Annotated in this window: 11 protein-coding genes; 5 read left to right on the top strand and 6 right to left on the bottom strand. The window is 70.1% G+C overall.

Annotated elements, in window-relative coordinates:
- From G7043_RS46545 to G7043_RS46530, 4 genes are all read right to left on the bottom strand, one after another.
- Positions 1–843 (bottom strand): DUF222 domain-containing protein (locus G7043_RS46545; protein ID WP_166056047.1); only part of this gene is annotated, 843 nt, incomplete at its 3' end.
- Positions 844–1,137: 294 nt separating this feature from the next.
- The gene (locus G7043_RS46540) at positions 1,138–1,617 is read right to left on the bottom strand and encodes a GNAT family N-acetyltransferase (protein WP_166056045.1); all 480 of its coding nucleotides are present in this window, start codon (positions 1,615–1,617) and stop codon (positions 1,138–1,140) included.
- Positions 1,614–2,465, bottom strand: a complete 852-nt coding sequence (locus tag G7043_RS46535) for an NAD(+)/NADH kinase (RefSeq protein ID WP_166056043.1) — start codon at positions 2,463–2,465, stop codon at positions 1,614–1,616. The genes G7043_RS46540 and G7043_RS46535 overlap by 4 nt, the downstream gene beginning before the upstream one ends.
- Positions 2,466–2,486: 21 nt before the next feature.
- Complete coding sequence (locus G7043_RS46530) at positions 2,487–3,281, bottom strand: MBL fold metallo-hydrolase (protein WP_166056041.1); 795 nt, start codon at positions 3,279–3,281, stop codon at positions 2,487–2,489.
- A 145-nt stretch (positions 3,282–3,426) separates the two neighbouring features.
- On the opposite strand from G7043_RS46530, the gene G7043_RS46525 reads away from it, so the two are divergent.
- The 4 genes from G7043_RS46525 to G7043_RS46510 are packed head-to-tail and all read left to right on the top strand — an operon-like array spanning position 3,427 to position 7,127.
- Entirely contained in the window at positions 3,427–4,044 is a 618-nt protein-coding gene (locus G7043_RS46525) for a M15 family metallopeptidase (protein ID WP_166056039.1), read from the top strand.
- Positions 4,029–5,135 (top strand): alanine racemase, encoded by a 1,107-nt coding sequence (alr, locus tag G7043_RS46520; RefSeq protein WP_313888436.1) that lies wholly within the window; start codon positions 4,029–4,031, stop codon positions 5,133–5,135. Before G7043_RS46525 ends, alr begins: the two co-directional genes overlap by 16 nt.
- A gap of 49 nt (positions 5,136–5,184) precedes the next feature.
- Positions 5,185–6,138, top strand: a complete 954-nt coding sequence (locus tag G7043_RS46515) for a D-alanine--D-alanine ligase family protein (RefSeq protein WP_166056037.1) — start codon at positions 5,185–5,187, stop codon at positions 6,136–6,138.
- Positions 6,135–7,127, top strand: coding sequence for an acyltransferase family protein (locus G7043_RS46510; RefSeq protein ID WP_166056035.1), 993 nt, complete (start codon positions 6,135–6,137; stop codon positions 7,125–7,127). Before G7043_RS46515 ends, G7043_RS46510 begins: the two co-directional genes overlap by 4 nt.
- On the opposite strand, the gene G7043_RS46505 is transcribed toward G7043_RS46510, so the two are convergent.
- Positions 7,081–8,106, bottom strand: a complete 1,026-nt coding sequence (locus G7043_RS46505) for a glycoside hydrolase family 5 protein (RefSeq protein WP_242643439.1) — start codon at positions 8,104–8,106, stop codon at positions 7,081–7,083. The genes G7043_RS46510 and G7043_RS46505 overlap by 47 nt on opposite strands.
- Before the next feature lie 93 nt (positions 8,107–8,199).
- On the opposite strand from G7043_RS46505, the gene G7043_RS49155 reads away from it, so the two are divergent.
- Entirely contained in the window at positions 8,200–8,595 is a 396-nt protein-coding gene (locus tag G7043_RS49155; RefSeq protein WP_313888435.1) for a MerR family transcriptional regulator, read from the top strand.
- 122 nt (positions 8,596–8,717) lie between these two features.
- Here G7043_RS49155 and G7043_RS46495 read toward each other — a convergent pair whose 3' ends face one another.
- On the bottom strand, positions 8,718–12,245 hold the full coding sequence (locus G7043_RS46495; protein WP_166056028.1) for an nSTAND1 domain-containing NTPase: 3,528 nt from the start codon (positions 12,243–12,245) through the stop codon (positions 8,718–8,720).
- Positions 12,246–12,267: the final 22 nt, after the last annotated feature.

Genomic DNA, 12,267 nt, shown 5'->3' with positions numbered 1-12,267 from the left:
GCTGCACGCCAGCTGACGGACCTGCTCGGCCGGGAGGCGCTCGCCGTTGTCCAGCGTCGCCTGACCGACCTGCCCGGCCAGGTCGTCGTAGCTCATGGTCACCGTGAGCGTGACCGGCTCGCCACCGTGCTCGGGCAGCTGGTCGGCGCGCAGCATCAGGTCGACCAACTCAGCCAGCGCGTCGCCTTCACGCACGGCACGTGACCGCAGGTCGGGACCATCCTCGACGGTCTCCGGGCGCGGCTTCGCCAGCGGATCGAGCAGCGCCTGGTACTTGGCACCGGTGACCGTGTCCAGCAGGGCCTTGATCTCCAGCATGCCGTTCTTCCACTGCATCACATGCTGATTGACCTGCGGCACGGGCTCGGGCTCACGCGGCTCCGGATCGTCCTGGTAGAGCCGATAGGCCAGTTCCATGCCGAACGCCCGCACCGCACTGGGCTCATGCTCCCGAGCGAAGCCCACGACGGAGTCTTCGGCCTCGGCGGGCAGCGCCTTCATGACCTCGGCCACCACCGCGACGTGCTCGACCGACAACGCACCCTCGGCCACCGCGTCAGCGGTCACCGGAAGCACGGGCGCGAGCTGACTGCCGGTCGGCGTGATCTCGCTACTCAGCATTCCGGCGTTCGCGACCCATTTCTTGGCCGTGGTGAGATCCCAGCGGACCGCGTGCCGCAACACCTGCGGCAAATTCTTGTACCCCAGCTCGCTTGCAGCTCCGCGCCGATCCAATTCGGCGATCATCTGCAAGGAGTCATTCTCGTGAACCCGGATTTCCGTCACCTTGCCGACGAGGCTGCGCAGCAGCTCGTCGGTGGGGAGGAGTCGGGTTTCGATCACGTGTTCTACTTTACCTCAAGATCACGACGAGATAACGCCTAAAGGCGACCACAATAGGGTGAACCGCTGGCCAAGCGGTCATAACGCGACCACCGCGCGATTGGGGCTTGACTTTGGGTGCGAGGTGCTACCGTGTTCGGATCGGCCGGGCGCTCTATCAGCCCGGCTTTTACAGGCCGATATGCGCCTCGCAAGGGCCCCGAAGTCAAGCCCCAATCGTCGCGCAGCGGCGATGAAACGACCCGGCCCGGTATTGCCAGCGCTGGGCCGACACCACCTGGGCTTTTCGCGAACTCAACGCCGACGTCGAACTGCATAAGCGACAGTTGGCCAGACCGAGCCCTTGATCTCGCGATCCTGGTCGCGGTCCGGGTCCCGGACGAACCCGGCGCGTTCGGCTACCTTGCGCGACCCCGCGTTGTCGCGGTGCGTCCACAGCCGCAGCTCGTCGACCTCGTGGTGAGCGAAGATCCAGGCCACGAACTCGGTGAGCGCGCGAGTGGCCAGGCCTCTGCCGCGGGCGTTGGCGGTCACGAGGTAGGAGACGTGCCCGACGCCGTTCTCCACGTCGACCGCCACGTTGCCACAACGCTCGCCGTCGTCCTCGATGCAGAACGACGCGACTGCCGGGTTCTTGCCGCGCTCCTCGATCGCCCGCGCGACCTGTGCCGCGGTGATCGTGGGCGGATCGGCGGTGAAGCGCTGGACCTCGGGATCCCTCGTGGCTTCGGCGTACCAGGCCGCGTCCTCGACGGTGAACTCGCGCAGGATCACGACAGCTCCGCCGAGTCGGTGAGGTTCAGCTTGCGCCGGGCTCGTTGGTAGAACGTCGTCATGCCCAGGCGCACGACGCGCGCGGCGGCGGCCCGGCCGCGCAGGGACACGCGGTCGCCCGGTTCGACGTAGCCCGCTACCTGGCCGTCCACCTCGACGGCCAGGCGGCCGCTGGACGGGAGCAGGTCCAGTTCTACGTGGTCGTTGACCGACAGGACCACGCCGCGGCTGTAGGCGGAGTGCGGGGCGGCCGGGGTGACCAGAAGCGCTTCGACGGACGGGCTGGTGATCGGGCCGCCCGCGCTGAAGCTGTACGCGGTCGAACCGGTTGGGGTGGCGACGATGACGGCGTCTGCGGCGTAGCTGACGAACGGCTGGCCGGCCACGCGCACGGCCACCCGCGCGCTGCCGTCGCCCGGGACGCGGACGACGGCGATGTCGTTGAACGCGGTGATCTTCCGGTCGTTGAAGATCGCGTCGACGGCCAGGCGGGGTTCTACGGTGAACGCGTGGGCGTCGATCGCGCTCAGCGCGGCAGGCAGGTCCGGGACGTCGACCTCGGCGAGGAAGCCGAGTTTGCCCAGGTTGACGCCTAGGACCGGGGCCTTCTCGCCGTCGGCCAGGCGCATGGCGCGCAGCATCGTGCCGTCGCCGCCGAGGCTCACGACCAGGTCGGCGCGGCGGCCCAGCTCCTCCGCCGAGACCGGGGTGGCCTCGCAGCGGAGTCGCTGGATCTCGTCTTTGATGCCGAGGATCTCTACACCGCGGTTGGTCGCCCAGCCGAGCACGGCCTCGACCGCGGCGGCGGAGTCCCGTTGCGGGTGCAGCACCAAGCCCGCGGCGTGCACGTCAGCACTTCCTCAGTCGAGTCACGTTGCCAGTCTGCCGAATTCCCACGGGTCGTGTGCGCTGAAGAGCGTCACGTCCTGAGCGTGGTCGCGTGCGAGCATCCTGAGCCGGGACTGCGTGTCGACCCTCTTGCCGTGGTCGACCTCGGCTCCCGTCTGCACGATGTCGAGAATCGGGTGTACTTCGGGGCTTTCGTCCAGTTCGCGGTGGTAGTAGTAGGCGTCGCCGCAGTGCAGCAACCACCGTGTGCCGTCGTGCACCGCAACGCCGGTGTGGCCCGCGGTGTGGCCGCTCATCGGGATGAGCTTGATCTCCTCGGGCAGACCGGCTGGTTGCACAGCGGTGAAGCCGAACCAGTCGTCGCCAGTGGACTCATAGGCGCGCCACTGTGGACCGTGCGCCCAATGTGCCGGTCGGTAACGGCGGCTCGGCGCTTCCGCCACGGCCGCTCGCAGTTCGGCGGCCAGGACGTGGACCGCGGCCTGAGGGAAGTCCGGCAGGCCTCCACAGTGGTCCACGTCGAGGTGGGTGACGATGACGTGCCGGACGTCGTTGGGGTCGAAGCCTTTCCGTTCGATCTGACGGATCGCGGTCTCGTCCTCGCGCAGCACCGGTGCGGCCATCTCGACCCAGGACGGGTCCAGGGTGTCGGCGGGGTGGCGGACGTCGTCGAGCCCTAGTCCTGTTTCGACCAGAACCAGCCCGCTGTCCGTTTCGACGAGAAGGCAGTGGTTCACCGCCGGTGCGCTCGGCGGACCTTGGTAAGTGGGATCGAGCCGGCGCATGGAGCCGCAGTTCAGGTGGTGGATCTTCATGAGGACGAGAGTGCGACTTGAAGCGCGGTTCAAGTCAAGTCCTCGGCCGAACGGCTGATGTGCGCGCTGTCGAACCGGCCGTTCGGCGAGCTGGGTTGACCTTGAGGAGGAGTCCGCCGGCCCGCGCGGTTCCTAGGTTGGCCGCATGACCATCCTGCTAGCTGATCCGGTCGTGCGCGCCCTTCGCGTGCTCGACAACGGTGATCCGTTGGTGCCACTGGACTTCGCGCCCGGCGTGCTGGTGCGGGAGGGCCTCGCGCGGCGTCTCGACGTGGCCCGTGCGGTGCTTCCGTCCGGTGTGGACCTGCGGGTGATCGAGGGGCACCGCAGCATCGCCGACCAGAGCGCGATCATCGAGCGGTACACCGCCGAACTGCGCGTGCTCCACCCGACGGCCGACTCGGTCGAGCTGGACCGGTTGTCGAGCCGGTTCGTCGCGCCGCTGGCCGTCGCACCGCACGTCGCGGGCGCCGCTGTCGACCTGACGCTGGTCACCACGGCGGGTGCCGAGCTGTGGATGGGCACGGAGGTCGACGCCACTCCAGAGGAGAGCGACGGCCGGTGCTTCTTCGCCGCCCCGGTGGACGAGGAGGCGCGGCGCAACCGGACGGTGCTGGCCGACGCGCTGACCAGCGCCGGCCTGATCAACTATCCGACCGAGTGGTGGCACTGGTCCTACGGCGACCGCTACTGGGCGCTGCTGAGCGGGGCCGACCACGCGCTGTACGGACCAGTGGAGGTGCCTGCGTGGGCGCGCTCGTGACGAGCATCCGCCAGGTCTCGGCGGCGCCCGCGCTCTCGGCGGACCTCGCCGCGGTGGCCGCCAACACGAGGCGGTTCGTCTCGCTCGCCCGCGGCTGTGTCATGGCGGTGGTGAAGGCTGACGGGTTCGGGCACGGGCTCGGTGACGTCGCCCGCACCGCGGTGGCCGCCGGCGCCACCTGGATCGGGGTCACGTCGCTGGCGGAGGCGGTGGAGGTGCGGGAGTCCGGTGTGGACGTTCCGGTGCTGAGCTGGCTGAACCCGGTGGACGTCGAGGTCTCACAAGCGGTGCGGTACGGGATCGACCTCAGCGTGCCGAGCCTGGCGCACCTCGCGGCGATCGAGGCGGGGCCGGTTCGGGTGCACCTGCAGCTGGACACCGGGATGGCGCGGGACGGTGCCGCGCCGCACGAGTGGCTGGCGTTGATGTCGGCGGCACGCCGGGCGGAACTCGCCGGGAAGGTCTCGGTCGTCGGAGTGATGGGACACCTGCCGTGTGCCGACACGACCGGAGCGAACGAGACCGGCCGCAAGGCGTTGTTGCGCGGTGTGGAGATGGCGCGGCAGGCGGGGTTGCGGCCGTCGGTGCGGCACCTGGCGGCGACGAGTGCGGCGTTGACGGACCCCAGCAGCCATCTGGACGTGGTCCGGATCGGCGCGGGTCTGGTGGGGATCGACCCGTCCGGCACCACCCGGCTGCGGTCCGCGTTGCGGTTCACGGCGCCGGTGGTGCAGGTGCGGCGGGTGGAGGCCGGGGTGGGCGTCGGCTACGGACATGCGCACGTGACCGAGCGCGCGACGACGTTGGCGCTGCTGCCGGTCGGTTATGCGGACGGGGTGCCGCGGGCTGCTTCCGGACGGGCCGAGGTGTTCCTCGGAGGTCGTCGGAGGCCGGTCGTCGGCGTGATCTCGATGGACCAGGTCGTGGTGGACGTGGGCGACGACGGTGTGGCGCCGGGAGACGAGGCGGTGGTGTTCGGGCCGGGGGACGAGGGCGAGCCGACGGTGGCGGACTGGGCTCGGTGGGCGGGAACGATCCCGCACGAGATCGTGACCGGGATCGGCACGCGGGTGCAGAGGTGCGTGCGATGACTATTGCTTCAGTGTTGACCGAAATCAGTGCTACGACCGGGGTGCGGCGATGAGGGGTCTCAAGGTCGCCGTCATCGGCGGCGGACAGAACTGCGAGCACGACGTGTCCGTGGCGTCGGCGGCGTCGGTGCGGGCGGCGCTCGGCCAGGCCGGGTACGAGGCCGTGGCGCTCACGATCGGCCGGGACGGCCGGTGGCACGGCCAGGACGGGCAGGTCCTGGACACGCTGACGTCCGGCAGTCTCGCGGCGGCGGTGGACGTGCTGGCGGCGTGCGACGTGGTGTTGCCGCTGGTCCACGGGCCGTTGGGTGAGGACGGCACGTTGGCCGGGCTGTGCGAACTGGCCGGGGTGCCGTACGTCGGCTCGCCGCTGCGGGCGGGTGCGCTCGCGATGGACAAGTGGGCCACCAAGCTCGTCGCGGAGGCCGTCGGGGTGCGCACGGCGAAGGGCCGGCTGGTCACCAGCGCGTCCACTGTGGACTTCACCGGTCCGGTCGTGGTGAAGCCGGTGGCGGCCGGGTCGAGCTTCGGGGTGCACCTCGTCGAGCACGGGGAGCAGCTCGAACCCGCTGTGCGCCAGGCGTTGGAGCTGGACGACCGGGTGCTGGTCGAGGAGGTCCTGGAGGGCAGGGAGATCGACATCGCCGTGCTCGACGACCCGGACGAGGGACGACGAACAGGGCCACCATTGGAGATCCAGGTTCCCGGACTCTTCGACACGACCGTGAAGTACGACGGCAGCGCCAGGTTCGTGATCCCGGCGCCGTTGGCCGACACCGAGCTCAAGGCGCTCGAAGACTCGGCCTTGCAGGTCTACGAAGCGCTGGGCTGCCGGGGTCTCGCCCGGATCGACTTCTTCCTCACCAACGACGGCCTGGTGCTCAACGAGGTCAACACCATGCCGGGCATGACGGCGGAGTCGCAGGTGCCGAAGATGTTCGCGGCCGCCGGACTGTCCTATCCGGACCTGCTGGACAAGCTCGTCCGCGGAGCGATGCGGTGAAGCGGATCGCCGGTCTGGACGTGTTGCGCGGCATCGCGATTCTTCTGGTGATGCTGCGGCACGCGTTCCCCGACGTGTTTCCCGGCGCCGGTGTGGTCGGCGTCGTGGTGTTCTTCACCCTGAGCGGCTACCTGATCACCGGGGTGCTCGCACGGGAGCTGCAGACCAAGGGGCGCGTCGACTTCAAACGGTTCTACCTGCGCCGGGCGCGCAGGCTGCTGCCGGCGTTGATCGCGCTGACGGTGATCTTCGTCGTGGTGACGCTCGTGTTCGATCCGTTGGGGGAGAAGGACAAGCTGGTCCGGACGGTCGCGGTGTTGCTGACGTTCACCGGCAACCTGCCGATCAGCGGGGTGAGCCCGGCGGCGTTCCACGGCTGGACGCTCGCCACCGAGGAGCAGTTCTACCTGCTGTGGCCCGCGTTGCTGGCCTTCGCCTGGGTGCGCAACCGGACGGGTGCCGTGCTGGCCGTCACCGCGCTCGGGGCGCTCGCGGCCTGCACGGCGACGCTGATCTGGTTGTGGCCGAACGCGGACAACGCGTACGCGCTGCCGACGTCGTGGTTCGTGTGCTTCGTGATCGGCGCGGCGACGAGGCTGAAGCTGACCAGCGCACCGCGCTGGGCGGTGCCGGTCGCGCTGGTCGGCCTGGCGGTGCTGTCGGTCGTCCCGTTGCGGGGCCACGCGCTGACGTACCTGGTCGCGGGTCCGGCGATCGCGGGCTGCACGGCGGTGCTGCTGCTGGTCTGGTCGAAGTGGGAGCAGGTGGCGACACCGATCAAACCGCTGGTGGCGCTGGGCGTCCTCTCCTACGGCGCCTACCTGTGGAACTACCCGCTGACGCTGTGGCTGCGACCCGAACTGGGCGCCGCCGCCGGACCGCTCGCGGCGGTGCTCACGGTCGTGGCGGCGGCGCTCAGCTGGCGTTACGTGGAGGAACCGGTCATGCGGCGAGGTAACCGTTCACCAGCGTCCGCCAGGCCTTCTTGACCTGCCAGCCGTCCGGGGCGTCCGGGTCGAGGTAGTAGATGCCGTGCGTGCACGGGTTGGTGCCGTTGAGCCGGTAGGTCCACCACGCCCAGCCGATGCCGTTGTCGTCGAAGGCCCCCAGCACGTCACGGGCCTTCTGCTTGGCGACGGCGTCGTCGTTGCAGCCCTCGATGCCGACCTGGTTGATCCACACCGGCACGTCGTGGGCGGTGCGGAAGTCGGTGATGGCCTTGATCCGGTTGAGCGGGTTCTCGAAGATGAAGTAGTTGCAGGTGTAGATCACCTTCGGGTCGACCGTGGTGTGGGCGCCCTCCAGACGGCTGCAGCTGTAGTTGTCGTTGGGCCCCACCACGATCGGCGTCCGCCGGTCGATGCCGCGGATCACCCCGATCATCTCGTCGTAGAAGGCCCTCACCTGGCCGTCGCTCTGCCCGACCGGCTTGGGCTCGGGCAGGATCTCGAACGCGCCCAGGTACGGCTTGGTCTTGTAGCGCCGCACGAGGAACTGCCAGACCTCCTTGAACTGCTGCTTCATCTCGGGGTTGGTCCAGAAGTTGTCAGGACGCCCACCCGCGCCCTGCCCGTGGTCGGAGTCGACGAACAGCGTGATCCACAGGCCCGCGGCACTGGCCTGGTCGATGGTCTTGTCGAGCAGGTCGAGGTGCCCCTGCTTGATGTGGCTGAGGTTGTGCGGGTCGGGGTCGCGGCTGTCCACGTCGTCCTTCCACTCACCCCACCAGCGCAACGGGATCCGCACCGAGTTCGCGCCTGCCGCCACGTGGTTGCCGGCGTCCTGCGGCTGAACCGTGCCCCAATGCCCCCAGTTGTACCCCCGCAGCACGATCGGGTTGCCGGACGGATCGACGACGTGCGCGCCCGACACCGAGAGCCGTTCCGCCGCGGCGGCCGACGCCGGGACGCTGCCCACCACCAGCGCCACGGCGGTCGCGATGCCGAAAACCACCTGTCTGAGCTTCAACTTCCTGCCCCTCTCAGAGAAACGTTCGGGGCGGTACGTTGCCGGACCGACAACCGGGCGGGGTTCGGGATTTGTTCGAGGAACGTCAAGATCGTGATTAGGCTCGACGGCGTGCTGGACATCGCCGAAGTCGCGGAGAGGACAGGGCTGGCACCGTCGGCTCTGCGGTTCTACGAGAAGAAGGGGCTGCTCGCGTCGAGCGGCCGCAACGGGCTGCGCCGCACCTACGAGCCCGAGGTGCTGCACCGGCTGGAGATGATCAACTGCGCCCGGCGGGCCGGGTTCTCCATCGCGGAGATCAGCCGGTTCCTGGTCGCCATGCCGGGCGACACGGCGGTGCGGGCGAGGATGGCCGAGAAGGCCAAGGAGCTCGACGAGGACATCGCGCGGCTGCAGCGGATGCGCGACAGCCTCGAGCACGCGGCCACGTGCACGCACGAGCCCCTCGCCGAGTGCCCGGACTTCAAACGGCGACTGGCCCGCCCCTGACCTGGTTCTTCACCGTTCTTTCTGCAGCTGCGCAACGCCGATCGTGAAGAACGGCGGCCGACTAGACACGTCGGCATGAGAGCAGCCGAAGAGGTGGGTCTGCCGCGATCGTCGGTCTGACGTCACGGCCGGCAGAGGGAGGTGCGGTCGACGCCGGGGAAGTACCGGTGCCAGTCCTGTTCGGACAGCTCCGGCGCGGCGGTGGCGCAGACGCGTTCGGCGGCGTGCTGGTCGTCGGCCTCCCACCGCCGGACCGTGCGGTCGCCACCGGCGCTGAGCAGGGTGTGGCCGTCCGGGCTGAACGCCAGTGCGTAGACCCGTTCGGTGTGGCCGGACAGCGTCGCGAGCGGAGTGCGGTCCGCGAGCCGCCACAACCGCACGTCGTGGTCGGCGCCGGCGCTGGCCAGGGTCCTGCCGTCGGGGGAGAACGCGACGGCGTGCACGGTGTCGGTGTGCCCGGTCAGTTCGGCCGTGCGGGTGCCGGTGGCGAGGTCCCAGACGCGGACGGTGAAGTCGGTGCTGCCGGTGGCGAGCAGCGTGCCGTCCGGGCTGAACGCGACCGACTTGACGGGGTGCGTGGTGTCGGTCAGGTGGGTGGCGAGCCGACGTTGCCCGACGTCCCAGACGCGGACGCTGGAGTCGCCGGAACCGCTGGCCAGGCGGCGGCCGTCCGGGCTGAAGGCCAGGGCTTGCACCGATTCCGAGTGGCCGAGCAACGTGCCGAGTGCCGTGCCGGTCCTGGCGTCCCACAGGACGATCGTGCGGTCGGTGCCGGCGGTCGCGAGGGTGGTGCCGTCCGGGCTCACGGCCAGCGCGTTCACCGCGTCCGCGTGGCCGGTGAGGGCGGGTAGCGGTTGCGGGTGGGCGGGATCGGTGATGGTCCAGCGGTGCACGCGGTGGTCGGCGCTGGCGGCGTAGAGGGTCTTGCCGTCGGGGGAGAACCTGACCGAGTTCACGGCGTCGTCCGGTCCGTTGAGGACGGTGAGCAGCCTGCCGCCCCGCCACAGCTTGACCGTGCGGTCGTAGCTGCCGGTCGCGGTGAGGTCGCCGCTCGTCGCGACCGAGTACACGGAGTCGCTGTGCGCCTGGAGGAGCTCGCCGGGCAGGTCCCAGAGGCGGACCGTGTGGTCGTCGCTCGCGGTCGCCAGCGCGTTCCCGATGAACGTCGCCCCGACCACCGCGGCGGTGTGGCCGGTGAGCACGAGCGGGTCGTCCTGGTCCCAGATCCGGACCGTGCGGTCGACGCCGGTGCTGGCGAGGCGGCCGTCGGGGCTGAACGCCAGGCCGCGCACGACGTCGGTGTGACCCGCGAGCGTGCGTGGTTCGCCGCCGTTCGTCGGCCGGAGCAGGATCGTGCGGTCCTGGGCGGTCGCGATCTGCCGGCCGTCGGGGCTGAACGCGACGGTGTGCACCTGGCCCTTGCCGGGGAGGTCGCGCGGGGCCGGTGTGCCGGTCAGGTCCCACAGGCGGGTGGTGCCGTCCGCGGTGCCGGCGGCGAGCAGCGGTGCGTTCGGGCTGAACGCGAGCGAGACGACGGCGTCGGCGTGGGGGAGGACCGCGATCGGGCGCGGGACGCGGAGGTCGGTGAGATCCCACAGCCGGACGGTCTTGTCGGTGCTCGCCGTGGCCACGAGCCGGTTGTCGCTGCTGAACGCCACGGCGTTGACGAGGTCCGGGTGGCTGAGTTTGACGAGCACGTTTCCGGTGCTGGTGTCCCACAAACGGGCCGTGTGGTCCCATCCGGCGGTGGCGAGGATCGCGCCATCGGGGTTGAACGCGACGTTCGCGACGTTGTCGGTGTGGCCGGTGAGCGTGGAGATCTCGCGCGGGTGGTGCGGGTCGGTGACGTCGGTCAGCCTGATCGTCTGATCTTTGCTGGAACTGGCGAGCAGGTGCCGTTGCGGCGCGTACGCGACCGCGTTGACGTGGCCGTGGTGTCCGGTCAGGCGGGTGGCGTAGAACGGCGTGAACGAGCTGAGCACGGCACTGCGCGCGTCGGTCGTGGGCGAGAGCCGGTACGCGGCGAGCGCGAGTTGGGCGGCGAGCGCCGGATCAGTGCCGCGCAGCCGTTTGGCGTCCTGGGCCACCTTCTGCGACAGCGCGGTGTTGCGTTGTTTCGTCGCCTCGGCACCGGCCTGCAGGGCGGTGATGCTGATGCCGGTGGTGGCGATGAGCAGGGCGGTCAGCAGACCGACGAGCATCTGCAGGCGGCGCCGGCTGCGGCGGGCGGCGGCGAGGTCGGCGGACTCCGCGGTGACGCTGGCGGTGAGGAACTCGCGTTCGCGGGCGGTCAGCGGATGCGGTGGCTGGACGAGCCACGAGCGGAACGACGCGAGGCGCGCACCGCGGACGAGCGCGCCGGGATCACGGCCGAGCGACTCCCACACGGCCGCGGCCTCGGCCAGGTCGTGGTGGGCGCGCAGGCTGTCGCGGCCGGCCGCGAGCCACTCCCGCAACCGCGGCCAGCAGCGGATCAGCGTCTCGTGGGTGATCTCGATCCGGTCGTGGTCGACGGTGATCAGCCGGTGGGTGGTCAGCGCTTCGAGGACCAGCGCGGTGTCCGGTTCGTCGTCCAGCTCGCTGCGGCTGATCCGTCGTTTGGTGTCACCGATCGCGGTGAGCCGGATGAACAGCGACCGCGCGAGTTGTTGTTGTGGTTGCGTCAGACCGGCGAACACCGACTCGGCCGTGCGGGTCAATGCGCCCTCGAACCCGCCCGCCGCGCGAAAACCCTGCAGCGTCAACGTGTTGCCCTTGCGGCGGTGCCAGGTCTCCAGCAGTGCGTGCGAGAGCAACGGCAGCGCGCCCGCCTGCTCGGCGCAGTGCGCGACCAGCTCGGCGACCAGCGCGGTCTCGACGACGTGCCCGCCGGCCCGCGCGGGCTGGATGATCGCGGCGCGCAGCTCGTCGGTGCTCATCGGGCCGACCGTGATCAACGCGCTGCCCATGGCCTCGACCAGCGCGGGGAAGTCCGTGCAGTGGCCGTAGAAGTCCGCGCGCACGCCCAGCACGACCCGGCGCGCGGTGAGCAGCTCGACGAACCGCCTGCGGATGTCGCGGTCCTCGCAGAGGGTGAAGATCTCCTCGAACTGGTCGACGACGAGCACCGTGTCGGGGTCCGCCGGGACCTCGGCGTACTCGTCGAGCGGCTGCTGGCCCGGCGTGAACAGCACGGCGTTCTGGCCGAGACGGGGCATGAGACCGGCTCTGAGCAGGGACGACTTGCCCGCACCGGACGCGCCGACGACCACCACGACGCGGTGTTCGCCCACCAGCCGTTCGAGCTGGCCGACCAGGCGGTCGCGGCCGAAGAACCGTTCGGTGTCCTCCTGCTCGAACGCGGCCAGGCCCCGGTACGGGGAGTTGGTGTCCGGTTCGACGTGCGGTTCCTGGGCGGATGTCGCGTACCAGCGGCTCTCCCACTCCTCCTCCGAGCCACCGCACGCCCGGACGTAGGCGAGCGTCACCTGCAGCGTCGGCAGTTTGCGCCCTGAGGCGGCCTGGGACAGCGCCGCCTCCGAGTAGTGCGTGATCGAACTCAGTTGGCGGTAGGTGGGCGTGCCGGCCCTCTCCCGCAACGATCTCAGCTCACGTGCGAACGTGAGCACCGCCGTGTCACCCGCGTCGAGCGGGCGTTCTTTGCGTGGCATTGCGCTTCCCCCCAGCGACGTC

This window comes from Lentzea alba, assembly GCF_011067745.1.
GTDB classification, from domain to species: Bacteria; Actinomycetota; Actinomycetes; order Mycobacteriales; family Pseudonocardiaceae; genus Lentzea; species Lentzea alba.
This window is presented reverse-complemented; position numbering and strand designations above follow the sequence as displayed.

Coding starts and splice junctions, on each gene's coding strand:
- G7043_RS46515 (WP_166056037.1), top strand. CDS start 5,185: ATGAGGGGTCTCAAGGTCGCCGTCATCGGCGGCGGACAGAACTGCGAG.
- G7043_RS46530 (WP_166056041.1), bottom strand. CDS start 3,281: ATGAAGATCCACCACCTGAACTGCGGCTCCATGCGCCGGCTCGATCCC.
- G7043_RS46495 (WP_166056028.1), bottom strand. CDS start 12,245: ATGCCACGCAAAGAACGCCCGCTCGACGCGGGTGACACGGCGGTGCTC.
- G7043_RS46525 (WP_166056039.1), top strand. CDS start 3,427: ATGACCATCCTGCTAGCTGATCCGGTCGTGCGCGCCCTTCGCGTGCTC.